20 protein-coding genes are annotated in these 23,529 nt (G+C 72.7%); 7 read left to right on the top strand and 13 right to left on the bottom strand.

Annotated features, from left to right (window positions below; all coding sequences use genetic code 11):
* Window position 1 precedes the first annotated feature (1 nt).
* From IEZ10_RS00445 to hisD, 8 genes are all read right to left on the bottom strand, one after another.
* Window positions 2–454 (bottom strand): RidA family protein, encoded by a 453-nt coding sequence (locus tag IEZ10_RS00445; RefSeq protein WP_189244440.1) that lies wholly within the window; start codon window positions 452–454, stop codon window positions 2–4.
* A 2-nt stretch (window positions 455–456) separates the two neighbouring features.
* On the bottom strand, window positions 457–1,179 hold the full coding sequence (gene priA / locus IEZ10_RS00450) for a bifunctional 1-(5-phosphoribosyl)-5-((5-phosphoribosylamino)methylideneamino)imidazole-4-carboxamide isomerase/phosphoribosylanthranilate isomerase PriA (protein WP_189244441.1): 723 nt from the start codon (window positions 1,177–1,179) through the stop codon (window positions 457–459).
* Between the two features lie 4 nt (window positions 1,180–1,183).
* Window positions 1,184–1,525, bottom strand: a complete 342-nt coding sequence (locus IEZ10_RS00455; RefSeq protein ID WP_189244442.1) for a hypothetical protein — start codon at window positions 1,523–1,525, stop codon at window positions 1,184–1,186.
* A 197-nt stretch (window positions 1,526–1,722) separates the two neighbouring features.
* Window positions 1,723–2,358, bottom strand: a complete 636-nt coding sequence (hisH, locus tag IEZ10_RS00460) for an imidazole glycerol phosphate synthase subunit HisH (protein WP_229810802.1) — start codon at window positions 2,356–2,358, stop codon at window positions 1,723–1,725.
* On the bottom strand, window positions 2,352–2,507 hold the full coding sequence (locus IEZ10_RS00465; RefSeq protein WP_179817687.1) for a CG2302 family histidine operon protein: 156 nt from the start codon (window positions 2,505–2,507) through the stop codon (window positions 2,352–2,354). The genes hisH and IEZ10_RS00465 overlap by 7 nt, the downstream gene beginning before the upstream one ends.
* 34 nt (window positions 2,508–2,541) lie before the next feature.
* On the bottom strand, window positions 2,542–3,159 hold the full coding sequence (gene hisB, locus IEZ10_RS00470; RefSeq protein ID WP_189244444.1) for an imidazoleglycerol-phosphate dehydratase HisB: 618 nt from the start codon (window positions 3,157–3,159) through the stop codon (window positions 2,542–2,544).
* Window positions 3,156–4,226, bottom strand: a complete 1,071-nt coding sequence (locus tag IEZ10_RS00475; protein ID WP_189244445.1) for a histidinol-phosphate transaminase — start codon at window positions 4,224–4,226, stop codon at window positions 3,156–3,158. Before IEZ10_RS00475 ends, hisB begins: the two co-directional genes overlap by 4 nt.
* Window positions 4,223–5,530 carry a histidinol dehydrogenase gene (hisD, locus tag IEZ10_RS00480; protein WP_189244446.1) on the bottom strand — a complete coding sequence of 436 codons (1,308 nt, stop codon included), beginning with the start codon at window positions 5,528–5,530 and terminating at the stop codon, window positions 4,223–4,225. Before hisD ends, IEZ10_RS00475 begins: the two co-directional genes overlap by 4 nt.
* Before the next feature lie 99 nt (window positions 5,531–5,629).
* On the opposite strand from hisD, the gene ybaK reads away from it, so the two are divergent.
* Together ybaK and IEZ10_RS00490 are read left to right on the top strand one after the other, a co-directional pair.
* On the top strand, window positions 5,630–6,130 hold the full coding sequence (gene ybaK / locus IEZ10_RS00485) for a Cys-tRNA(Pro) deacylase (RefSeq protein ID WP_189244447.1): 501 nt from the start codon (window positions 5,630–5,632) through the stop codon (window positions 6,128–6,130).
* A gap of 132 nt (window positions 6,131–6,262) precedes the next feature.
* A complete protein-coding gene (locus tag IEZ10_RS00490) occupies window positions 6,263–7,657 on the top strand; it encodes an amidase (protein ID WP_189244448.1) in 1,395 nt (464 codons plus the stop codon).
* A 42-nt stretch (window positions 7,658–7,699) separates the two neighbouring features.
* On the opposite strand, the gene IEZ10_RS00495 is transcribed toward IEZ10_RS00490, so the two are convergent.
* Window positions 7,700–8,242 (bottom strand): hypothetical protein, encoded by a 543-nt coding sequence (locus IEZ10_RS00495; protein ID WP_229810803.1) that lies wholly within the window; start codon window positions 8,240–8,242, stop codon window positions 7,700–7,702.
* A 107-nt stretch (window positions 8,243–8,349) separates the two neighbouring features.
* Here IEZ10_RS00495 and murA point away from each other — a divergent pair, with 107 nt between their 5' ends.
* Window positions 8,350–9,666: a UDP-N-acetylglucosamine 1-carboxyvinyltransferase gene (gene murA / locus IEZ10_RS00500; RefSeq protein WP_179818384.1), complete on the top strand. Its 1,317-nt coding sequence runs from the start codon at window positions 8,350–8,352 to the stop codon at window positions 9,664–9,666.
* Here murA and IEZ10_RS00505 read toward each other — a convergent pair.
* Window positions 9,638–10,414, bottom strand: coding sequence for an RNA-guided endonuclease InsQ/TnpB family protein (locus tag IEZ10_RS00505; RefSeq protein ID WP_268246269.1), 777 nt, complete (start codon window positions 10,412–10,414; stop codon window positions 9,638–9,640). The two genes, murA and IEZ10_RS00505, sit on opposite strands and share 29 nt — an antisense overlap.
* Before the next feature lie 88 nt (window positions 10,415–10,502).
* Here IEZ10_RS00505 and tnpA point away from each other — a divergent pair, with 88 nt between their 5' ends.
* Together tnpA and IEZ10_RS00515 are read left to right on the top strand one after the other, a co-directional pair.
* Window positions 10,503–10,919, top strand: a complete 417-nt coding sequence (gene tnpA, locus IEZ10_RS00510) for an IS200/IS605 family transposase (RefSeq protein ID WP_189244450.1) — start codon at window positions 10,503–10,505, stop codon at window positions 10,917–10,919.
* A 168-nt stretch (window positions 10,920–11,087) separates the two neighbouring features.
* The gene (locus tag IEZ10_RS00515; RefSeq protein WP_189244451.1) at window positions 11,088–13,382 is read left to right on the top strand and encodes a transglycosylase domain-containing protein; all 2,295 of its coding nucleotides are present in this window, start codon (window positions 11,088–11,090) and stop codon (window positions 13,380–13,382) included.
* Between the two features lie 53 nt (window positions 13,383–13,435).
* On the opposite strand, the gene IEZ10_RS00520 is transcribed toward IEZ10_RS00515, so the two are convergent.
* On the bottom strand, window positions 13,436–14,770 hold the full coding sequence (locus IEZ10_RS00520; RefSeq protein WP_189244452.1) for a serine hydrolase domain-containing protein: 1,335 nt from the start codon (window positions 14,768–14,770) through the stop codon (window positions 13,436–13,438).
* A 168-nt stretch (window positions 14,771–14,938) separates the two neighbouring features.
* Window positions 14,939–18,460 (bottom strand): DNA polymerase III subunit alpha, encoded by a 3,522-nt coding sequence (gene dnaE, locus IEZ10_RS00525; RefSeq protein WP_189244453.1) that lies wholly within the window; start codon window positions 18,458–18,460, stop codon window positions 14,939–14,941.
* 148 nt (window positions 18,461–18,608) lie between these two features.
* Here dnaE and IEZ10_RS00530 point away from each other — a divergent pair, with 148 nt between their 5' ends.
* Window positions 18,609–20,000, top strand: a complete 1,392-nt coding sequence (locus IEZ10_RS00530; protein WP_229810805.1) for an amino acid permease — start codon at window positions 18,609–18,611, stop codon at window positions 19,998–20,000.
* A 130-nt stretch (window positions 20,001–20,130) separates the two neighbouring features.
* Here IEZ10_RS00530 and IEZ10_RS40210 read toward each other — a convergent pair whose 3' ends face one another.
* Window positions 20,131–21,051: a chorismate mutase gene (locus IEZ10_RS40210; RefSeq protein WP_189244455.1), complete on the bottom strand. Its 921-nt coding sequence runs from the start codon at window positions 21,049–21,051 to the stop codon at window positions 20,131–20,133.
* 316 nt (window positions 21,052–21,367) lie between these two features.
* Between IEZ10_RS40210 and IEZ10_RS00540 the strand changes: the two genes are divergently transcribed.
* A complete protein-coding gene (locus IEZ10_RS00540) occupies window positions 21,368–23,500 on the top strand; it encodes a serine/threonine-protein kinase (protein WP_189244456.1) in 2,133 nt (710 codons plus the stop codon).
* The last annotated feature ends 29 nt before the right edge of the window (window positions 23,501–23,529 follow it).

A 23,529-nucleotide genomic window follows, 5' to 3' on the forward strand; every position in this document is an offset into this window, starting at 1 on the left:
CTCAATCTCCTTGTATCACGCGGGCACTCGTCACGAGCGCCTCGCGGTAGGCGTCGACCTCCACCTCGACCAGCATGCGCGGGTCGATCAGGCCCGCCACCCGCACCCCGGTGCAGGCGGGCCGCACGCCGCCGAACAGCTCGGCGTGCGCCCGGCCGACCTCGTCGTAGTGGTCGTCGTCGACCACGAAGTAGCGGACCCGCACCACGTCGCGGCGCGACAGGCCCGCCTGCTCGATCGCGTCGAGCGCGACGCCGAAGGCGGTCAGCGCCTGCCGGTAGGCGTCGCCGACGTGCCGCACCTCGCCCTCGACGGCGGCCGTGCAGCCCGAGACGATCACCCACGGCCCGGCCACCACCGCGCGGGCGTAGCCGTACCGTTCCTCCCAGACGCCGCCGCTGAACACCCGCGTGCCCGAGCGGCGGCTCGTCGTGTGCCCCCCGATGTGCCGCATCGTCAGGATCTCACCGCCGCCAGCGCGTCCTCCAGGGAGAACGCCTGCGCGTACAGGGCCTTGCCCACGATCGCGCCCTCGACGCCGATCGGCGTCAGCGCGGCCAGGGCCCGCAGGTCGTCCAGCGACGACACGCCGCCGCTGGCCACCACCGGCCTGTCGGTGCGGGCGCAGATCTCCCGCAGCAGGTCGAGGTTGGGGCCGCGCAGCGTGCCGTCCTTGGTCACGTCGGTCACCACGTAGCGGGGGCAGCCGTCGGCCTCCAGACGCTCCAGCACCTCCCACAGGTCGCCGCCCTCCTTGGTCCATCCCCGGCCGGCCAGGGTGGTGCCCCGGACGTCGAGGCCGACCGCGATCCGCTCGCCGTAGCGGGCGATGGCCTTGGCGCACCAGGTCGGGTTCTCCAGGGCGGCGGTGCCGATGTTCACCCGGCGGCAGCCGGTGGCCAGCGCGGCCTCCAGGGAGGCGTCGTCGCGAATGCCGCCGGACAGCTCGACCTTGACGTCGAGCGCGCCCACGACGGTGGCGACCAACTCGCGGTTGGAGCCCCGGCCGAAGGCGGCGTCCAGATCGACCAGATGGACCCACTCCGCGCCGGCCTCCTGCCAGGCGAGCGCCGCCGAGAGGGGGTCGCCGTAGGAGGTCTCGGTGCCCGCCTCCCCCTGGACCAGGCGGACCGCCTGCCCGTCGGCGACGTCCACGGCGGGCAGCAACTCTAGCGACATCTGATCAGGACCTCCGGTCGAAGACAAGGATGACGAAAAGCGGCGCGAACAGCGCCGAAAGCACCAGCACGCCCAGCCGCGCGGCCCACGAGGACCACAGCAGCCAGGCGATCACCTGCACGACGAGGAACAGGACCGCGACCACGCCGTTCTGCGCCCGGCGACGGCGTGCCCGGATGCCGCCCTGCGCGGCGATCCGGACGGGCCTGCGGCGCAGCGGGGCGGTGACCCTGCCGATCCGCCGGCGCCGCCGGGCCAGCCGGGCCTCCCGCTCCGCGCGGAGCGCCGCCTGGCGGGCCTGCTCGGCCTCCCGCTCGGCCCTGCGCCGGGCGCGTTCCCTGCTCACCGCGGCCCGCCCCGGCCCACCGGCCCCGCAGCGGAGCCCGGGGGCCACGCGGAAGACCGCGAGGACCGCACGGGAGGCCGCGGGAGCCCCGCGGAACCGGGAGTGACGGGCCGCGACTCGCCGTGACCGACTCTACCCGCGGCCACCGGCCGCCCACTGCGGTTCGCGGCGGACATCCGCCCCGCCTGCCCGGCCGCTCACCCGAGACTGCCGAGCCAGTTGGCCAGCAGCTCGGCACCGGCGTCACCGGACTTCTCCGGGTGGAACTGGGTCGCCGACAGCGGGCCGTTCTCCACCGCCGCGACGAACGGCGTGCCGTGCTCGGCCCAGGTGACCAGGGGCGGGGTGAAGCCGTCGCCCACCGGCATGTCCCAGGACCGCACGCCGTAGGAGTGGACGAAGTAGAACCGGGTGCCGGGGTCGATCCCGCCGAACAGCACGCTGCCCTCCGGCGCCGCGACCGTGTTCCACCCCATGTGCGGCAGGACCGGCGCCGCGAGGCGCTCGACCGTGCCCGGCCACTCGCCGCAGCCCTCGGTGACCACCCCGTGCTCGACGCCCGTGCCGAACAGGATCTGCATGCCGACGCAGATGCCCAGCACCGGCCGGCCCGCGGCCAGCCGCCGGTCGATGATCTGGTCGCCCCGCACCCCGCGCAGCCCCGCCATGCAGGCGGCGAACGCGCCGACGCCCGGGACGACGAGGCCGTCGGCCTCCATCGCCGCGGTGTAGTCGGACGTCACCGTCACCTCGGCGCCGACGCGGGCCAGCGCCCGCTCGGCCGAACGCAGGTTGCCCGATCCGTAGTCCAGGACCGTTACCTTCTTCACCACCACAGCACCGCCGCCGTCGTCGCCATCGCCGCCAGGACGGCCAGCAGCAGCGCGCCCTTCTTCAGCCCCTGCTTGTAGAACGAGACGATCCCGCCGACCAGGAACAGCGCCACGAAGGCCATGGCGACGGCCGTCCAGTTGTCGCTCACGAGCCCTCCCCCGCGCCCGCGGGGCCCGCGAGGATCACAGGACACCCTTGGTGCTCGGCACCCCGCTGGCGCGCGGGTCGAACTCCGACGCCTCGCGCAGCGCCCGGGCCAGCGCCTTGAACTGCGCCTCCACGATGTGGTGGGCGTTGCGGCCGTAGGGGACGTGGACGTGCAGGCAGATCGCGGCCTGCGCGACGAACGACTCCAGGATGTGCCGGGTCATCGTCGTGTCGTAGTCGGGGCCGATCATCGGGGCCATGCCCGCGGGCTCGGTGTGCACGAGGTACGGGCGCCCCGACAGGTCGACCGTGACCTGCGCCAGCGCCTCGTCCAGCGGGCACGACGCGCTGCCGAACCGCCGGATACCCGACTTGTCGCCCAGGGCCTCGCGGAACGCCGCGCCCAGCGCGATCGAGGTGTCCTCGATCGTGTGATGGGAGTCGATGTGCAGGTCGCCCTCGGTCTTCACGGTCAGGTCGAACAGGCCGTGCTTGCCGAGCTGGTTCAGCATGTGGTCGTAGAACCCCACGCCCGTGGACACCTCGACCTGCCCGGTGCCGTCCAGGTTGACCTCCACCAGCACCGAGGTCTCCTTGGTGCCGCGCTCCACCCGGCCGCGGCGCTCCGGGACGTCTCCGGCGGGACTGCTCACAGGATCTCCTCCAGGGCGGCGCGGAACGCCGCCATCTCCTCGCTCGTACCGATCGAAACCCGCAGCCACCCGGGCGGGCCCACCTCCCGGATCAGCACCCCCCGGTCCAGGAGGGCCTGCCAGGCCGCGTGCCGGTCGTCGAACCGGCCGAACAACACGAAGTTGGCGTCCGAGTCGGCGACCGCGAGGCCCCTGCCGCGCAGCCACGTCACCGTGGCGTCGCGCTCGGCCCGCAGCGCGTCGACCGTGCCGAGCAGCTCGCGGCCGTGGGACAGCGCCACTCGCGCCGCCGCCTGGGTGAGCGTCGACAGGTGGTACGGCAGGCGCACCAGCAGCAGCGCCTCGATCACCGCCGGGTCCGCCGCGAGATAACCCAGCCGGGTCCCCGCCATCGCGAACGCCTTCGACATCGTCCGCGTGACGATGAGCCTGGGGTGGTCCGGCAGCAGGGTCAGCGCCGACGGGGTGCCGGTCCGGGCGAACTCGAAGTACGCCTCGTCCACCACCACCATGCCCGGCGCCGCCCGCACGACCCGCGCGACCACCTCCGGGTCCAGCGCGGTGCCGGTCGGGTTGTTCGGCGAGGTCAGGAACACGATGGCGGGCCGGTGCTCCTCGATCGCCGCCACGGCCTTGTCCGGGTCGATCCCGAAGTCGTCCTCGCGCGCCGCCGGGACCCACTCGGTCGAGGCGCCCAGGGCCAGGAGCCGGTGCACCGAGTAGGAGGGCTCGAAGCCCATCGCGGTGCGGCCCGGCCCGCCGAAGGCCAGCAGGATCTGCTGGATCACCTCGTTGGAGCCGTTGGCCGCCCACACCCGCTCACCGGTCAGGCCGTGCCCGAGATAGGCGGCCAGGTCCGCGCGCAGCGCCGTCGCGTCGCGGTCGGGGTAGCGGTTGAGCTCGCCCGCGCCGCGCCGTACCGCCTCGGCCAGATCGGCGACCAGCGCCTCCGACGGGCCGTAGGGGTTCTCGTTGGTGTTGAGCCGGACCGGGACGTCGATCTGCGGGGCGCCGTACGGCGACAGCCCCCGCAGGTCGTCGCGGATCGGCAGGTCTTCGAGCCTCATGAGGGGATCTCCCAGTCGAACCGGGCACGGACCGCCGCGCCGTGCGCGGGGAGGTCCTCGGCGTCGGCCAGCACGCACACGTGCGCGGCGGACTCGGCGAGGGCCTCGCGGCTGTAGTCCACGACGTGGACGCCGCGCAGGAAGGTCTGCACCGACAGGCCCGACGAGTGGCAGGCGCAGCCGCCGGTGGGCAGCACGTGGTTGGACCCAGCGAGGTAGTCGCCGAGCGAGACCGGGGCGTAGGGGCCGATGAAGATCGCACCGGCGTTGCGGACCCGCGCGGCCAGCGCCGCGGCGTCGGCCGTCTGGATCTCCAGGTGCTCGGCGGCGTAGGCGTCCACCACCCGCAGGCCCGCCTCCATGTCGTCCACCAGGAGGATCCCCGACTGCCGGCCCGCCAGCGCCTCGGTGATCCGCTCGGAGTGCTTGGTCGCGGCGACCTGCCGGGGCAGCTCGCGCTCCACCGCGTCGGCCAGCTCCGCCGAGTCGGTGACCAGCACCGCCGCGGCGATCGTGTCGTGCTCGGCCTGGCTGATCAGGTCGGCCGCGACGTGCACCGGGTCGGCCGTGCGGTCGGCGAGGATCGCGATCTCGGTGGGACCGGCCTCGGAGTCGATGCCGATGCGGCCCTTGAGCAGCCGCTTGGCCGCCGCCACCCAGATGTTGCCCGGACCGGTGACCATGGTGGCCGGCCGGCACTCCTCGGTGCCGTAGGCGAACATCGCCACCGCCTGCGCGCCGCCCACGGCGTACACCTCGTCCACCCCGAGCAGCGCGCACGCGGCCAGGATCGTGGGGTGCGGCAGGCCGCCGAACTCCCGCTGCGCGGGCGAGGTGACCGCCAGCGAGGCCACCCCGGCCTCCTGCGCGGGCACCACGTTCATCACCACGCTGGAGGGGTACACCGCCCGGCCGCCCGGCACGTAGAGGCCCACGCGGTCGACCGGCACCCAGCGCTCGGTCACCGTGCCGCCGGGCACCACCCGCGTGGTGACGTCGGAGCGCCGCTGGTCGCGGTGGACCAGCCGGGCGCGGCGGATCGACTCCTCCAGCGCCTGGCGGACCCGCGGGTCCAGCGACTCCAGCGCGGCGGCGATCGCCTCGGCCGGGACGCGGGTGGACGTGAGCTCGACGCCGTCGAACCTCGCGGTCAGCTCCCGCACCGCCTCGGCCCCGCGATGATGCACGTCCTCGCAGATCGGCCGCACCTTCTCCAGGGCGGCTTCGACGTCGAGCTCGGCACGGGGCAGCACGTCTCGCAGGTCCTCCGGGAGGACTCCGCGCAGGTCGGTACGGGAAATCACCCGTCCAGTCTACGGATGCCCGCCACCGGCCGGGGTTCCGTCCGGCATCCGGACATCGCCTTTACGATGTAGATTTCTACCAGACACTAGACTCCGCCCGTGAGCAAGAGCAGGAACAAGGGCGGCCAGGGCACCCCGGCGACGGTCGCGCTGGCCAAGGCGGGGATCGGCTTCACCCTCCACCCCTACGAGCACGACGCGAACGCCCAGGCCTACGGCGAGGAGGCGGCCGACGCGCTCGGCGTGCCGTACGAGCGGATCTTCAAGACGCTCGTGGCCGAGGTCGAGGGCGGCCTGGCGGTCGCGGTGGTGCCGGTGGCGGGCAAACTCGACCTCAAGGCGTTCGCCGCGGCGCTGGGGAGCAAGCGGGCCGCGATGGCCGACGCCGCCAAGGTCGAGCGCGTCACCGGCTACGTCGTGGGCGGGATCAGCCCGCTGGGCCAGCGCAGGCCGCTGCCGACGGTGGTCGACGCCTCGGCGCTGGGTTTCGAGACGATCTACTTCTCGGCCGGGCGGCGCGGGCTGCAGATCGAGACGGCCCCCGCGGAGCTGGTCCGCCTGACCGCGGCGGTCACCGCGCCCATCGGCAAGACGGGCTGACCCGGGCGGCCACCGCGCCCACCGGCGAGACGGGCCGGCGCCCGGTCCCGCGCGTTGTCGAGGGTTGCCGGTGCCCTCGGCGGTCCCCCCGGGCCAGACTCCGGGCGGGACCGCACACGATCGGGGGAGAAAATGATCTACCTGACCGCCGTCGAGATGGCCCGGCTGCTGCGCGCCCGCGAGATCAGCGCGGTGGAGCTGCTGGAGGTGCACCTGCGCCGGATCGAGGAGGTCGGCCCGCGCGTCAACGCGATCGTCACGCTGGTGGCCGAGCGCGCCCTGCGGGAGGCCGGGGAGGCCGACCGCGACCTGGCGCGCGGCCACTGGCGCGGGCCGCTGCACGGCCTGCCCGTCGCGCACAAGGACCTCGCCGACACCGCCGGGATCCGCACCACGTACGGCTCGCCGCTGTTCGCCGGCCACGTCCCCACCGCCGACGCGCCCATCGTGCGCCGGATGCGCGCGGCCGGGGCGATCACGGTCGGCAAGACCAACACCCCGGAGTTCGGCACCGGCTCGCACACCGTGAACGCGCTGTTCGGCGCCACCCGCAACCCGTACGACCTGTCGAGGTCGGCGGGCGGCAGCAGCGGCGGCGCGGCGGCGGCCCTGGCGAGCGGGATGGTCGCCCTGGCCGACGGCTCCGACATGGGCGGCTCGCTGCGCAACCCGGCCTCGTTCTGCAACGTGGTGGGGCTGCGGCCCACGCCGGGGCGGGTGCCGTCCACCTCGGACACCGCGGCGTGGTTCACCCTCGGCGTGCCCGGCCCGATGGCCCGCACCGTGGACGACCTCGCGCTGATGATGAGCGCGGTGGCCGGGTTCGACCCCGCCTCCCCGCTGTCGATCGCCGAGAGCGGCGCGGTCTTCGCGGGCCCCTGGGGCGAGGAGGACCTGTCCGGGGTGCGGATCGCCTGGAGCCCCGACCTGGGCGGCCTGCCGGTGGACCCGGAGACGGCGAAGGTCACCGCGGAGGCGCCGCGGGTGCTGGAGGGCCTGGGCGCCCGGGTGGAACAGGTGGACCTGGACCTCTCCGACGCGGAGGACGCCTTCCGGACCTACCGGGCCTGGTACTACGCGCTGTCCTACGGCGACCTGCCGCCCGGCGGCCTCGGGGAGAACGTCCGCTGGAACGTCGAACGGGGCCGCGAGGTGACCGGCGCCGACCTGGCCAGGGCCGAGCGGCTGCGCAGCGGCCTGTACCGGCGGATGAGCGACTTCTTCGAGACCTACGACCTCCTGGTCGCGCCGGTCAGCCAGGTGCCGCCGTTCCCGGTGGAGCAGCCGTACGTCTCGGAGGTCGCCGGGCAGGCGATGCCCGACTACCTGGCGTGGATGCGCTCGGCCTACTGGATCAGCGTGCTGCACGCCCCGGCCGCGTCGGTGCCGTGCGGCTTCACCTCCGGCGGGCTGCCGGTGGGCGTGCAGTTCGTCGGGCGGCCCTTCGCCGACCTGCGGGTGCTGCGGCTGGCCCGCGCCTTCGAACAGGCCACCGGCCACGGCCTGCGCCGCCCGCCCTGCCGCTGACGCGGGGGCCGGCGGTCCAGCGGGGCGTAGCAGGGTAGGGGGTCAGCGGTCCAGCGGGCCGTAGCCGGGCAGCGGGCCGTACGGTTCCTCGCCGCCGAAGGGGCGGCGCAGCGGCGAGTCGCGGTAGCCGGCGATGGCCTCCAGCGCGAAGAACAGGCCGGCGGCGAGCGTCGGCCAGACGTAGAGCACGCCGTGGGCGGTGAGGTTCAGCGGCCCCGGCACCAGCTGCACCCCCGCCGGCGCGGAGCCGACGACGTCCGCCGCGCCGAGGTTCAGCGCCCGGCCGGCCGCCAGAGCCAGGTGGGAGCCGAGCAGGCCGCCCGCGGCCAGGCCGAGCACCACCGCGACCGGGCGTCGCCGGCGCGACAGCGCGTATCCGGCGACGCCGCAGGCCACGCCCAGGACGCCGGTGACGACGGCGAACCAGCCGTCGGCCGCGATGAGGGCCTGGGTGGTGGGGTCGGCCAGGACCCTGCCCTGTCCGGTCACCGCGTACGGCGGGCGGGGGGCCAGCAGCGACCACACCGCACCGGCCGCCACGCCCAGCGCCGCGAGCGCCAGCACGGTGACGGCGAAGTCACGCACGTGTCGCAATGTGGTTCCCCTCACCCTCTGTACTGATGCGCCCGATGTTACCCATGACCCGCCCGGTGCTCCCGGTGAGCGGGGGTGAATCCCGTTACGCTGTCCGGGTGAGCGAAGAGGTATGGCTGATCGAACCCTCCGGACCGCTACGGGGCGACGTCGAGGTCCGCGGGTCGAAGAACGGCGTTTCCAAGCACATGGTCGCCGCGATGCTCGGCATCGGGGAGAGCACGATCCACAACGCCCCCGAGGTGGGCGAGGTGGAGATCACCGCGAGGATGCTGCGGGCGCTGGGCATCGACGTGGAGATCACCTCCCGGGCGATCACCATCGCCCAGGGGGAGCAGATCAACCCGCACGTCCCGGCGGCGTTCACCGGTCTGAACCGGATCCCCATCCTGATGCTGGGCCCCCTGCTGCACCTGGCGGGTGAGGCGTTCGTGCCGCTGGTCGGCGGCGACCCGATCGGGCGGCGGCCCGTCGACTACCACGTCGAGGCGCTGCGCGCGATGGGCGCCGAGGTCGAGGTGAGCGACACCGGGGTGTACGCCAAGGCCAAGCGGCTGCGCGGCACCCGGCTGGAGCTCCCGTACCCGAGCGTGGGCGCGACGGAGACGATCCTGATGTCGGCGGTGCTGGCCGAGGGCAAGACCGTCCTCAAGGGCGCGGCCATGGAGCCCGAGGTCGTCGAGCTCGCCCTGTTCCTGCAGCGCATGGGCGCGCGCATCGAGCTCAGCCCGGACCGGCGCATCGTGATCGAGGGCGTGGAGCGGCTGCGCGGCGCGTCCACCTGGCTGAACGGCGACCGGATCGAGGCGTTCTCCTACCTCGCGGCCGGGCTCATCACCGGCGGCGAGGTGCGGGTGCACGGCTGCCCCCAGGACCGCCTGGTCACCGCGATCACCACCCTGGCGCGGATGGGCGCCGAACTGGACATCACCGACGACTACGTGTCGGCCTCGGCCCCGGACGGCCTGCGGGCGGCGGCGGTGCAGACCGACACCCACCCGGGGTTCATGACCGACTGGCAGACGCCGCTGATGGTGCTGTTCACCCAGGCCCAGGGCATGTCCGTGCTGCACGAGACGGTGTTCGAGAACCGCCTGGTCTACGTGCCGGCGCTGCAGAAGATGGGCTGCGAGATCGAGGTCTTCGACGTGTGCCTGGGCGGCCCCGCGTGCCGCTACCACGACACCAACGCCAAGCACTCGGCGGTCGTGCGCGGCGTGTCGAAGCTGCGCGGCGCCGACGTGACGCTGCCCGACATCCGGGCGGGCTTCTCGGCGGTGCTGGCGGGCGCGGCGGCGGAGGGCACCTCCACGCTGCGCGGGGTGCACCACATCGAGCGGGGATACCACCGCCCGTTCGAGCAGTTCGCCTCCCTCGGGCTGAAGATCAGCAGGGAGAACGCCCCCGAACGTTGACTTCCTCCCGGCCCTGAAGGACCGGGATTCCCCGTGCCGCCGGCGCGGCATACTGCCGCGCTCGTGGCCGAGGTGGTTGACGCTTCACAGACCGGGTGGCCCCGAGGTCTCCACGCCCTGACACGGCATGCCCTGCCGCCTTGATGTTCTTGGCCGCGTTCACATCGGCGTGCTCGCGATGGCCGCAGGAGGTGCAGGCGAACCGCGCTTGGCTCTCACGCGATGCCGTATCCACCACCTTGCACGCCGAGCACGTCTGGGACGTGTACGCCGCCGGGACCTTGATTATCTTCGTGCCCGTGTAGCGGGAGGCCGAGGTGACGGCGAGTTCGAGCCCGTACCAGCCCTTATCCAAGATCGCCCGATTGAGGCCGGACTTTTGGGCGACCCCCGATGCGGGCTGCTCGACGGTGCCCTTCGCGGACATCGTCATGTTCCGCGTCCGCAGGTCTTCCAGCACGACCGTGCCGTACCGGCTGGTGAGCGTCGCGGCGAGCTGTGCGTTGAAGTCCGCGCGGCGGGATCGGACCCGCCGCATGACCGTGCCGATCTTCGCGACCACCGTCCTGCGCCGGTTGGAGCCCCTGCGCGTGCGGGCGAGTTGCTGCTGCAAGCGGCGATACCGCTGCGCTTCACCGGAGGTGATGAACGGCCGGTCGTGGAAGTCGCCGTCGCTCGTGGTGGCGGCGACCACAACTCCCCGGTCGACACCCACCGCCGGGCCAGGGTGCGCCTCGGGGGTGGCCAGCCCGTCTTCGACGAGGAAGACGACCGGTCAGCACGTGCCGCCCCCTTCCTGATCAACTCCCCGAATCGAACACATTATCGTCTGGTCCATGGCCAACGCCGCCGAATACCGTCGCGGGCGACACATTGTTTCCGCGCTCCACGCCCATCTGGTCTTTGTCACCAAATACCGGTGGAACGTGTTCGACGACGCGATGCTCCGCCGCTGCGAAGACATCATGGTCGAGGTGTGCGACAGCTTCGCGGCCGAACTGCGCGAGTTCAATGGCGAAGACGACCATGTGCACCTCCTCTTGCGCTGCCCGCCCAAGGTCTCCATCAGCAGACCGGTCCACTCCCTCAAAGGCGTCTCCTCGCACTACCTGCGAAAAGAGTTCACTGGGCGGGTCAACCGGGCCATCATGCACGGCCACTTCTGGTCGCCGTCCTACTTCGCCGCGTCCTGCGGCGGCGCACCATTGACCATCATCAAGGCCTGCATCGAACAACAGCGCCGACCGGCCTGAGGTCACCAATCCGCGCTTCGCGCTCCGATCCGTCCCGGCTCCGCCGGGCCATCCCCCACCGGGGACCGGATTCATCCCCGGCCTGAAGGTCGAGGCTTTCTCCGGATTCCCGGTAAATTCTTCCGGCCGGACGTTTGGCTTTGATCAACCGGACGCACGTTACTATGCGTGACATCGCCACCACCGGAGGTGAGACGAAGCCTCATCGCCTGCCTGCGGGGCCTGCTCATCTGCGGTGTGCTCGGCGGGTTGCTGTCCGCCGTCGCGGTGCTGCCGCTGGCGGGCGGCGCCGGTCTGGCCAGCAACGAGGTGGCCGCCACGCTGCTCGACCTGCCGCCCAGCCCGCACGAGGAGCCGCTCCCCCAGCGGACGGTCCTCCTGGACCGCAACGGCCGCAAGTTCGCGCAGTTCTACACGGAGAACCGCACGATCGTGCCGCTGGAGCGGGTCGCGCCGGTCATGCGGCAGGCGATCGTGGCGATCGAGGACGCGCGCTTCTACGAGCACGCGGGCCTGGACGTCAAGGGGACGCTGCGCGCGCTGATCGCCAACACCCAGGCCGGCGGGGTACGGCAGGGCGGCTCCTCGCTCACCCAGCAGCTCGTCAAGAACATCCTGGTGGAGAACGCCGAGACCGACGCCGAGCGCGACCAGGCCAGGGCGCCGAACCTCAAACGGAAGATCATCGAGCTGCGGTACGCGCTGGCGATGGAGAAGAAGTACAGCAAGGCCGAGATCCTGGAGCGCTATCTCAACATCGCCTACTTCGGCGCGGGGGCGTTCGGGGTGGAGGCGGCGGCCCAGCGGTTCTTCTCGGTCCCGGCCTCGAAGCTGAACCTGCGGCAGGCCGCGACGCTGGCCGGGGCGGTGCGCACGCCGTACGCCACCGACCCGTCGCTGGGCAGGCAGCGGCGGATGCGGCTGCGTGAGCGCCGGAACATCGTGCTGGACCGGATGGCCCAGCTCGGCATGGTCTCCCGGGCGGAGGCCGAGGAGGCCAAGCGGTCCTCGCTGCGGATCCGGCTGAAGTCCGAGCCGGGCGGGTGCGCGGGCAGCGACTACCCGTACTTCTGCCTGTACGTGCACCGGGAGCTTCTGAACAACCCCGTCTTCGGCGCCGGCCGCGCCGAGCGGGAACGCCGCCTGGCCAGGGGCGGCATCGTGCTGCGCACCACGCTGGACCCGGTCGCCCAGCGGGCCGCGCAGCGGGCGATCTCCGCGCGGGTCGGGGCCAGGGACACCGAGGTCGCGGCCGAGGCCATGGTGGAGCCGGGGACGGGGCGGATCCGGGCGATGGCGGCCAGCAAGAAGTACGGCCGCAACTCCGGCAACGCCAACGACGGCCCCCGCACCACCTACAACCTGCCGGCCGACGTGGCGCACGGCGGCGGCCTGGGCTTCCAGGCCGGGTCGACCTTCAAGGCGTTCACCCTGGCCACCGCGCTGAAGCAGGGCTGGCGGTTCGACGACGGCTTCGACACCCCGGGCAGCTTCACCCCCGACCACGGTTTCGTCGACTGCCGGGGCCGCAAGGTCAACGACCCCGGCGCCGAGATCCTCAACGCCAGCGGGGAGGGCACCGGCGGGCCGTACAGCATCTCCACAGGCACGTGGAAGTCGGTGAACATCTTCTACATGATGCTGGAGCAGCGGGTCGGGCTGTGCAACGTGGTCACGACGGCCAAGTCGCTCGGCGTCGCCCGCGCGGACGGCAAACCCCTGCGCGAGGTGCCGACCTTCACCCTCGGGGTGAACGAGATGGACCCGGTGACGGTCGCGGCGTCGTTCGCCGCGTTCGCCGCCCGGGGCCGCTACTGCCACCCGATGGCGATCACCGAGATCGCCGAGCAGGGGGGCCGGCGCATCGAGGTGCCGCCGAGCTGCGGCCGGGCCATCGAGCCCTACCTGGCCGACGCGGTCAACCACGTGCTGTCGGGGGTGTTCACCAAGGGCACCATGACGGGGCAGGGCATCGGCCGGGACGCGGCGGGCAAGACCGGCACCAACAACGGCTACACCTCGGCGTGGTTCGCCGGCTACACCCCCGACCTGGCCGCGGCGGTCAGCCTGGGCGACATCCGCGGCTCCTACCGCTACCCGCTGCGCGACGTGACGATCGGCGGCGAGTACTACGGCCAGGTCCAGGGCGCCTCCCTGCCGGGCCCCATCTGGGTGGCCTCCATGGAGGCCGCGCTGCGCGGCGTCCCCGAGCGGCACTTCCACGCCCCCGACATGCGGCGCTTCGGCGGCGGGCACACCCCGGGCCTGGAGAAGGCCGAGGAGGCCGAGAAGAAGCGGCGTGAGGAGGCCGGCCGGGGCGGCGGGTGGCGCGACGGCGAGCGGGAGCCCATCGGCCGCCGGGAGGGCCGGTGGCGGCGCGGCCACCGGGACCGGTTCTCGGCCGAGCGCGCCTACCGGGTGTGGCGGGAGGAGTGGCGCCGCTGGCGGCGCGACCACGGCTGAGCCCGTACGGCGCCGCGCCCGGCAGCCGCCCCGGCCTGGACGGCGGGAGGCCCTTACCGCTTGACGAGGACCCGGTCGACCGGGAACGGGGTGAAGGGCCGTTCGCCCGCCGCGAGCGTCGTGCCGGAGCCGCACAGCGCCTGGAGCAGGTGGGCTCCGAGCGCGGCGTTGATCGGGTGCGGCTGCGGGACGCCGTTCTCGTCGAAGCGCTCGTACTTCATCAGGTTGAGCCCGGCGGAGACCTGGCGGCGGCCGTCGGGGCTGGACAGGCTGAACGTCCCCATGCCCCAGACGGCCCCGTCGTGGCCCCAGAACCGGCCGCACGGCAGGTCCTGGGCGTAGATGCCGAGGCCGTAGTGCATCACGGTCCGGCCCTGGCCGTCGAGGACCGGCACCGTGGTGCGCATCTGGGCGAGCTGGGCGGGGGCGAGGAGACCGCCGCCCAGCAGGACCCGGTAGAACCGGTCGAGGTCGTCCATCGTCGAGACGATCGCGCCCGCCGTGCCCGCCCAGGACATGTCGTAGACGCTGTAGTCGCGCGGCGGGTCGATGAGGCCGTAGAACGACTCGTAGGCCCCCGAGTGCGGCCCGGGGATCCGCGGGGTGCCCGGGAAGGACGTGTCGCGCAGGCCGGCGGCGCGGATCACGTGCCGGGTGATGTACTCCTCGGCGCCGGTGCCGGTCACCTTCTCCAGGAGCAGGCCGGCGATGACGTAGTTGGTGTTGGAGTAGGACCACCTCTGTCCCGGCTCCCCGGTGGGCGGCGCCTGCAGGCCGTAGGACACCAGTTCCTCCGGGCGGAACCGGCGGAACCGGTTGTCGTCCAGGCTGGCGGTGGACCCCTGGAGGAGGGAGGGGAAGGCGCCGGCGACGTGGTCGCCGATGCCGCTGGTGTGGTTGAGGAGCATGCGCACGGTGATCTTCCGGCCGCGCTCCCCGGGGATCAGGCCGGGCAGGTAGCGGGCGACCGGCGTGTCCAGGTCGATCCGTCCCCGCCCGGCCTGCTGGAGGATCGCCACCGCGGTGAAGGTCTTGGTGATGCTGCCGACCCGGTGGAGCATCCGCGGGTCGGCCGGGCGGCCGGTACGGACGTCGGCGAGCCCGGCCGCGCCGCTCCAGCGCGCGCCGCCGTCCCGCACGGCGGAGTAGAGGCCGTACATCCCGGCTTCGCGGACCGCGTCGAGACTGCGCCGGAGCGCCTCGCGGTCGAGCGCGTCCCGCGTCCCGGCGGGGGTCGTGGCCGGCGGCGCGTCCGGCGCCGCGGCGGGGGTCGTGACGGGCCCGGCCGCCGCGGCGGCCGGGGTCTCCCGGACCGCCTGGACCGCCGCGGCGGGTACGGCGGGCACGGCGGCCCAGGTCAGGAACGCCGCGCTCAGCCCGGCGGTCATCGCTCGTCCACGGCGGGGGGATCGTCCGGAGGTCATCCGTGTGGCTCCTCGTTACGGGGGATGCGACGTTCCGATCATCACACCCCCGATCCCGCCTTTCCTCCCGTTTCCGGATGATCCTGCGGTCATCCGCCGGGACGACGCCTCGCCCCCGCCGGGACGGCGGTCTCAGGCACCCAGGCAGGCCGGGCCGAGGAGTTGCTTCAGGTCGCCCATCAGGGCCGGGGACAGGGCGACGCGCAGGCGGTCGTCGAGCCGCATGACGGTCGTCCGGGGGCCGTTGTGGACCTGCAGGTGGACCTCGGTGGTGCCCGGGTGGGTGGTCAGGACCTCCTTCAGCCGCCCCACCACGGGCGGGGTGCAGCGGGTGAGCGGCATGCTGACGACCAGGGGGCCGCCGCCCTCGACCGAGAGGTCGGGGGCGGTCACCTCCATCGCGATGATCTTGCCGACGTCCTCGCGCTTGTCCAGGCGGCCCTTGACGAAGACGATCGCGTCCTCGGCGAGGATCGTCGAGCAGAGCTGGTACGTCGAGGGGAAGACCATCACCTCGATGGCGCCCGCCAGGTCCTCCAGCGTGGTCAGGACCCAGGTGTCGCCCTTCTTGGTGACCTTGCGCTGCACGCCGCTCAGGATGCCGCCGACGGTGACGATCTGCCCGTCCGGGCGGTTCTCGTCCTGGAGCGCGGCGACCGAGCAGTCCGCGCCGGAGGCGAGGATGTGCTCCACGCCGAACAGCGGGTGGTCGGAGACGTACAGGCCGAGCATCTCCCGCTCGAACGCCAGCAGGGTGGTCTTGTCCCACTCCCCCGGCGGGATCTGCACGTCGAAGGTCTGGTCCTCGGCGCCCTCGACCGCGCCGAACAGGGAGTCCTGGCCGATCGCCTCGTTCCTCTTGATGTCGATGATCGCGTCGACGGCCTGCTCGTGGACCAGGACCAGGCCCTTGCGGACGTGCCCGAACGAGTCGAACGCGCCGGCCTTGATCAGCGACTCGATGACGCGCTTGTTGCAGACGATCGCCGGGACCTTGCGCAGGAAGTCCTTGAAGTCGGCGAAGCGGCCCTTCTCCTTGCGCGCGGACAGGATCCCGTCGACGACGTTGCCGCCGACGTTGCGGATGGCCGACAGGCCGAAGCGGACGTCGGAGCCGCGCGGGGTGAAGTCGAAGTCGGAGTCGTTGACGTCCGGCGGGAGCACCTTGATGCCCATGCGGCGGCACTCGTTGAGGTAGAGGGCCGACTTGTCCTTGTCGTCCTTGACGGAGGTCAGCAGCGCCGCCATGTACTCGGCGGGGTGGTTGGCCTTGAGGTAGCCGGTCCAGTACGCGACGAGGCCGTAGCCGGCGGTGTGGGCCTTGTTGAAGGCGTAGTCGGAGAAGGGCAGCAGGATGTCCCACAGGGACTTGATGGCCGCGGCGGAGAAGCCGTTGTCCTTCATGCCGCGCTCGAAGAACTCGTACTGCTTGTCCAGCTCCGACTTCTTCTTCTTGCCCATCGCGCGGCGGAGCAGGTCGGCGCCTCCGAGGGAGTAGCCGGCGACCTTCTGCGCGATGGCCATGACCTGCTCCTGATAGACGATCAGGCCGTAGGTCGTGTCGAGGATCTCCTTGAGCGGCTCCTCCAGCTCCGGGTGGATCGGGATGATCTCCTGCTGGCCGTTCTTGCGCAGCGCGTAGTTGGTGTGCGAGTTGGCGCCCATCGGGCCGGGCCGGTAGAGCGCGAGGGCGGCGGAGATGTCCTCGAAGTTGTCCGGCCGCATCAGGCGCAGCAGCGAGCGCATGCCGCCGCCGTCGAGCTGGAACACGCCGAGGGTGTCGCCGCGGGCCAGCAGCTCGTAGGTCCTGCGGTCGTCCAGCGGCAGCTTGAGCAGGTCGATCATGGTGCCGGTGTTGGCCTCGATGGCCTTGAGGCAGTCGTCGATGATCGTGAGGTTGCGCAGGCCCAGGAAGTCCATCTTCAGCAGGCCGAGCGTCTCGCAGGTCGGGTAGTCGAACTGCGTGATGATCGCGCCGTCGGAGTCGCGGCGCATGATCGGGATGTGGTCGGTCAGCACCTCCGACGACATGATGACGCCCGCGGCGTGCACGCCGGTCTGCCGGATCAGGCCCTCCAGGCCCCGGCCGAGGTCGACCGCCGCCTTGACGTCGACGTCCTCCTCGTACAGCTTGCGCAGCTCGCCGGCCTCGTTGTACCGGGGGTGGTCCTTGTCGAAGATGCCGGAGAGCGGGATGTCCTTGCCCATCACCGCGGGCGGGAACGCCTTGGAGACCCGGTCGCCCAGCGCGTACGGATACCCCAGGACGCGGGCCGCGTCCTTGATGGCGGCCTTCGCCTTGATGGTGCCGAAGGTGGCGATCATCGCGACCTTGTCGGAGCCCCACTTCTCGGTCACGTAGCGGATCACGTCACCGCGCCGGCGCTCGTCGAAGTCGATGTCGACGTCGGGCATGGAGACGCGCTCGGGGTTGAGGAACCGCTCGAAGATCAGGCCGTGCGGGATCGGGTCGAGGTCGGTGATGCCGAGGGCGTAGGCCACCAGCGAGCCCGCCGCCGAGCCACGGCCCGGGCCGACCCGGATGCCGTTGTTCTTGGCCCACATGATGAAGTCGGCGACCACGAGGAAGTAGGACGGGAAGCCCATCTGGACGATGACGCCCAGTTCCTTCTCGGCCCAGGCGCGGTGCTCCTCGTCGACCCCCTCGGGGAAGCGGCGCTTCATGCCCTCCCAGACCTGCTGCCGGAAGAACTCCTCCTCGGTCATGCCGTCGGGCACCGGGAAGGTCGGCATCAGGTTCTTGAAACCGAACATGCCGGTCGGGTCGACCTTCTCGGCGACCAGCAGGGTGTTGCGGCAGCCCTCGGCCCACAGGTCGGAGGAGTCGACGGCGCGCATCTCGTCGGCGGTCTTGATGTAGTAGCCGCTGCCGTCGAAGCGGAACCGGTCGGGGTCCGACAGCTGCTTGCCCGTCTGGATGCACAGCAGGGCGTCGTGGGAGGAGGCGTCGGACTCGTAGGTGTAGTGGGAGTCGTTGGTGACCAGCGGCGGGATGCCCAGCTCCCTGGAGATGCGGGTCAGGCCGTCGCGGACCCGGCGCTCGATGTCGAGCCCGTGGTCCATGATCTCCAGGTAGTAGTTGTCCCTGCCGAACAGCTCCTGGTACTTCGCCGCGGCGGCGAGGGCCTCGTCGTACTGGCCCAGGCGCAGCCGGGTCTGCACCTCGCCGGACGGGCAGCCGGTGGTGGCCATCAGGCCCTCCGAGTGCTCGGCGAGGATCTCGGCGTCCATCCGGGCCCACTTGCGGACGAAGCCCTCGGTGTAGGCCCGGGAGGAGAGCTTCATCAGGTTCTTCAGGCCGCGCTCGTTGCGCGCCCAGATCGTCATGTGGGTGTAGTAGCCGCCCGCCGAGACGTCGTCCCTCTTCTGGTGCGGCTCGCCCCACAGCACCGGCTTCTTCTGGTGCCGCGAGGCCGGGGCGACGTACGCCTCGATGCCGATGATCGGCTTGATCCCCGCCCCGGTGGCCTGCCTGTAGAAGTCGTAGGCGCCGTGCATGTTGCCGTGGTCGGTGATCGCGATGGCGGGCATGCCCAGGTCACCGACCTGCTTGAACATCTGCTTCAGACGGGCGGCTCCATCGAGCATGGAGTACTCCGTGTGAACGTGAAGATGGACAAACGAGTCCGGCATGCGGCCTCTCCCTCCCCTGGTCGCTTCTCGGCGTGGGAAGCCTACGCGCGTCCGGGCCCTCATCGGGTGCCGCCTCGCGCCGAAGCGGGGTCAACGCTCGGCTACCTTAAGTGATGGCCTATCTGAGCTGGGCGAACAGGGGGATCACGTGAAGACCGACGAGGGCTATCGCCCCGCGCTCGGCAACCGCCAGGTGCAGATGATCGCGATCGGCGGCGCCATCGGCGTCGGGCTGTTCCTGGGCTCCGGCGGGCGCCTGCAGGCGAGCGGGCCGGCGCTGGTGCTGTCGTACGCGGTCGCCGGGCTGGCGGCCTTCTTCGTGATGCGCGCCCTGGGCGAGCTGGTGCTCCACCGGCCCACCTCCGGCTCCTTCGTAGACTACGCCGCCGAGTTCATCGGCCCGTGGGCGGCCTTCGCCAGCGGCTGGATGTACTGGGTCAACTGGGCCTTCACCGGCATCGCCGAGCTGACCGCGATCTCCATCTACGTGCAGATGTGGGCGCCGGACTTCCCCCGGTGGCTCACCGCGCTCGTCGCGCTGGGGTTCGTGCTGATCGTCAACCTGCTGTCGGTGCGGCTCTTCGGCGAGCTGGAGTTCTGGTTCGCGCTGCTGAAGGTGCTGGCCATCTGCGCGTTCCTGGTGGTCGGGCTGGCGGTCGTGCTGCTGGGCACGAAGGTGGGCGGGACGCCCGCGGGGGTCGGCAACCTCACCTCGCACGGCGGTTTCTTCTCCATGGGGTTCCCGCCGGTGCTGATGAGCCTGCAGTCGGTCGTCTTCGCCTACTCGGCGATCGAGCTGGTCGGCATCGCCGCCGGCGAGACGAGGAACCCCGAGAAGGTCATGCCCAAGGCCATCAACAGCGTGATCTGGCGTATCGGGATCTTCTACGTCGGCTCGGTGCTGCTGCTGTGCATGGCGCTGCCGTGGACGTCCTACGGTCCCGGCCAGTCTCCGTTCGTGACGGTCTTCTCCGCCCTGGGCGTGCCCTGGGCCGCCGACGCGATGAACCTGGTCGTGATCACCGCGGCGTTGTCGTCGTGCAACTCGGGCCTGTACTCCACCGGCCGGATCCTGCGGGCCATGGCGGTCAAGGGCGAGGCGCCCGCCGTCGCGGGCCGCCTCAGCTCGCGTCACGTGCCCTTCGGGGGCATCCTCATCACCGCGGGGGTGCTGCTGGCCGGGGTGGTGCTGTACTACTTCGTCCCCGAGCGCGCCTTCAACATCGCCACCGCCGTCGCGTCCCTCGGCGTGATCACCACCTGGGCCACCCTGGTCTACTGCCAGCTGCGGCTGCGCCGCGCCGCCCAGCGGGGCCTCGTCGAGCGGCCGTCCTTCCGGATGCCCGGCTCGCCGTACACCAACTGGCTCACGCTGGCCTTCCTCGCGCTGGTGGTGGTGCTCATGGCGTTCGCCGACCCCGACCAGCGCATCGCCTTCTTCTGCGTCCCGGTCCTGGTCGCGGCGATCGCCCTGGGCTGGCGCGTCGTCGGTTCCCGCCGCCGCGCCCGGGCCCCGCTGGCCGACCACACGCCCGGCTGACCCCGGGCCTCCGCCACGCGCCGCCCGGCCGTACGGCGGGCGCGCGTTCCGGGGCGGCCCACGGCGTCTCAGGACGTACGACGGGCCCACGGCGTACGGCGAGCCCCCCGCGTACGGCACGGCGCGCGGGTCAGCCCCCGTCCCGGGCCCGGTGCTCCTCGGCCACGTGCAGGCCCGCCTCGATGACGGCCTTCATGATGGGCGCGAGCCGCGCCTCGCCCAGGGTGGGGGCGCGGCGGGCCATCTCGGCGACCAGGCGGCGCTCGCGGTCGGGGTCGCGGCCGGCGAAGCCGCCGACCGGCTTGAGCCGCTGGATGACCCCGGCGAGCCCGACCCGGCGCTCCAGCAGGACGGCGAGGGCGGCGTCGACGCGGTCGATGGCGCCGCGGGCGGCCGGGATCGAGCCGGGCGTCTCCGGGCGGGTCAGCGCCCCGACGACCCGGGCGGCCTCCAGCGCCCCGCGGACGGCCTCCCCGGAGGCGCCGGGCGACAGCAGCAGGCCGTCGGCGCCGGCGGCGACCGCCGCCGCGGCCAGGCCCGTGTCCTCCCCGAGGCCCGCGACGACGGGCCGGCCGGACCTCTCGCGGGCGGCGCGCAGCAACGCCAGGTCGGGGGCCGGGTCCGCGACGCGCGCCCGGCCGCCGCTCTCGCACAGCACGATCCGGTCGTTGCCCTCGGCCGCGCACTGCCCGGCCACGGCCAGCCACTCCTCCAGCGTCGCGGCGGGGCCTCGCTGGACCATCACGGGCAGGCCGATCCGGGCGGCCGCGCGGACCAGCGGCAGGTCGCGCGTCCAGGCCGCGCCGACCACCACCGCGTCGGCCGCCGCGGCGATCGCCGGCAGGTCGCCCGCGGCGGACGGCTCGACGAGGAGCGGGCCCTCCCACCCGGCCCGGACCAGGGCCAGCGCCTCGTCCGCCGGCTCCCGGCGGGCCCGCAGGTCGAGCAGCAGCGCCTCGGCGCCCGGCCCGCCGATCACCACGACGGGCCCCTCCCCCACGGTGAGCGCCCCCAGGCGCACGGCCCGGCGTTCCAAGTCTGCGGTCAACATCACGGCTCCCTGGCTGGGCCGGCGCGCCCCGCGAGCCGGCGGATCGGAGAAACAAAAAAGGCAGAGATCTCAATGTCTCTGCCTGTGGCCGGCTCCGGAAGGTCGCTACGTCACGTCGTCACGACCGGCTCCCCGGAGCCGGCCCGATAAACGCGAAGTGGCATGTCATGGCATCGACGATAGGCCATCTTCCGGCGACACGCCAGTTGGTGAGCAGATTTGTCTCATATGCCGAACACACGGGGCGCGAGAGAGTCGATCACCCCACCTGGCCTGTGAGAGTATTCGGTGGCTTAGAAAGGGGTAGGTGCGGTTGATGGCCGAAGCACAACCTGAGGGACGTCGCGTTGCCTCCCGCTACCACCTGCTCGAACCCATCGGCCGGGGTGGCATGGGCATCGTCTGGCGGGCCCACGACGAGCTGCTCGACCGCGAGGTCGCGGTCAAGGAGGTCCGCTACGCCGACACGCTCGGCGAGGACAACCAGGAGAACTTCAACCGGCGGACCAAGCGCGAGGCCCGCGCCGCCGGGCGGCTGACGCACCCCAACGTGGTGGTCGTCCACGACGTCGTCGAGGAGGACGGCCGGCCCTGGATCGTCATGCAGCTGGTGGAGTCCCGCGCCCTCGGCAAGGTGCTGCGGCAGGACGGCCCGCTGCCGCCCGAGCGGGTCGCGGAGATAGGGCTCCAGGTTCTCGACGCGCTGCGCGCCGCGCACGCCCAGGGCGTGCTGCACCGCGACGTCAAGCCCGAGAACGTGCTGCTGGCCGACGACGGCCGCGTGGTCCTCACCGACTTCGGCATCGCGACGCTGGAGGCGGAGACCGCGCTGACCATGACCGGCATCGCGGGCACGCCCGCGTTCATCGCGCCGGAGCGGATCAAGGGCGGCAGCGCCCAGCGCGAGTCCGACCTGTGGTCCCTCGGGGCGACGCTGTACGCGGCCGTGGAGGGCCGGGCCCCGCACGACCGCGGCGGGGCGCTGCCGACCATGCACGCCGTGCTGAACGACGAGCCCGACCCCCCGGCGCGCGCGGGGCGGCTGGCCCCGGTCCTGGAGGGGCTGCTCCGCAAGGACCCGGCGCGGCGCCTGTCGTACGACGAGGCGGAGCGGATGCTGCGCGAGGTCGCCGAGGGCGGTCGGCGGAGCGCGCCGGCCGGGGGGTCCCGGGAGCCCGCGAGGACGGCCGTCATGCCGGTCGCCGAGGCGCCGGACGCCCCGGATCCACGCGAGGCACGGGAGGCGCCGGAGTCCCCCGACGACGCGGCGGCCGCGGCGACCGACCCGCAGATCCGCCTGGAGGCGGGCGGCCCGCCGTCCACCGGGGCCAGGCTCGGCACGACCGCGCCGGCGGCGGAGGAGGACGTCCCGTCCGTCCCGGCGCCGGCGCCGCCCGCGACCCCGGCCCCGACCGGCCGCGCGCCGTCGGCCAAGGCGGGACGCGAACCCGTCCCGCCGGTGCGGCGCGCCGGGCCGGACCCCGCGCCCGCCGCCCGGCCGGAGCGGGAGCCCGAGCCGCGCGAGGCCGTTCCGGCGCCCAGGCCGGAGCCCGTCGTCCCCCCGGCGCGCCGGGAGCCCGCGCGGTCCCGGCCGTCCGCGCCGCCGACCGTGTCGTCCGCGGCGTCGTCCGCGCCACCCACCGTGCCGCCGTCCGCGGCGCCCGACATGCTGCCCACCTCGCCCGGGGGCGGCGGGGGATCCGGGTCCGCGCTGCGGTGGGCCCTGCTGATCGTCCCGGCGATCCTGCTGGTCGGGGCGCTCGCGGCGTGGCTCGGGATGCGAAGCGCCGAGAACGACGGCGACTCCCCGGCCTCGCGGGCCGGCCGGTCGGCCGAGCCCGCCGGCACCTCGAAGACCTCCGGGGCGTCCGGGCAGGCCACCTCCGGCCCCACGTCCTCCGAGTCCCCGGGCGCCGGCGAGAGCCCGAGCGCCGACCCCTCCCCGTCCCCCTCGGCCTCGGAGACCGGCGGAGAGGACGACGAGGAGGAGAAGAAGAAGGACGAGCCCGCGCTGCCCGCGGGCTGGCGCATGCACAAGGACTCCAACGGCTTCTCCATCGGGTTGCCCAAGGGCTGGCACGAGGACAAGCGGGTCGGCAAGCAGGTGTGGTTCCGCAGCCCCGACCGGACGAGCTTCGTGTTCGTCGAGTACGTCGACAAGGCCGGGCCCGACCCCAAGAAGGACTGGGAGAACCAGGAGTCCTACAGCCGCGGCAGGTTCCCCGGCTACAAGCGGGTCCGCATCGAGAACGTCGACTACATGGAGAAGGCCGCCGACTGGGAGTTCACCTGGAACACGAGCTCGGGCAAGGCCCGGGTCCTCAACCGGGGGTTCGTCACCAAGGGCGGCCGGGGGTACGCGATCTACTGGCACACCCTCGCGTCGAAGTGGGACGAGAACATGCACTACTTCAAGGGGTTCACCGAGTCCTTCTCCTCGAAAAAGTGAGATTCGCCCCGACGGGCTACGATGCCTGG

This window comes from Streptosporangium pseudovulgare (genome assembly GCF_014648055.1).
In the GTDB taxonomy this organism is placed as follows: Bacteria; Actinomycetota; Actinomycetes; order Streptosporangiales; family Streptosporangiaceae; genus Streptosporangium; species Streptosporangium pseudovulgare.

Bases quoted from the DNA above. Each gene is read 5' to 3' on its own strand.
- IEZ10_RS00445 (WP_189244440.1), bottom strand. From the start codon at position 454: ATGCGGCACATCGGGGGGCACACGACGAGCCGCCGCTCGGGCACGCGG.
- priA (WP_189244441.1), bottom strand. From the start codon at position 1,179: ATGTCGCTAGAGTTGCTGCCCGCCGTGGACGTCGCCGACGGGCAGGCG.
- IEZ10_RS00475 (WP_189244445.1), bottom strand. From the start codon at position 4,226: ATGAGGCTCGAAGACCTGCCGATCCGCGACGACCTGCGGGGGCTGTCG.
- IEZ10_RS00490 (WP_189244448.1), top strand. From the start codon at position 6,263: ATGATCTACCTGACCGCCGTCGAGATGGCCCGGCTGCTGCGCGCCCGC.
- tnpA (WP_189244450.1), top strand. From the start codon at position 10,503: ATGGCCAACGCCGCCGAATACCGTCGCGGGCGACACATTGTTTCCGCG.
- IEZ10_RS00520 (WP_189244452.1), bottom strand. From the start codon at position 14,770: ATGACCGCCGGGCTGAGCGCGGCGTTCCTGACCTGGGCCGCCGTGCCC.
- dnaE (WP_189244453.1), bottom strand. From the start codon at position 18,460: ATGCCGGACTCGTTTGTCCATCTTCACGTTCACACGGAGTACTCCATG.
- IEZ10_RS40210 (WP_189244455.1), bottom strand. From the start codon at position 21,051: ATGTTGACCGCAGACTTGGAACGCCGGGCCGTGCGCCTGGGGGCGCTC.
- IEZ10_RS00540 (WP_189244456.1), top strand. From the start codon at position 21,368: ATGGCCGAAGCACAACCTGAGGGACGTCGCGTTGCCTCCCGCTACCAC.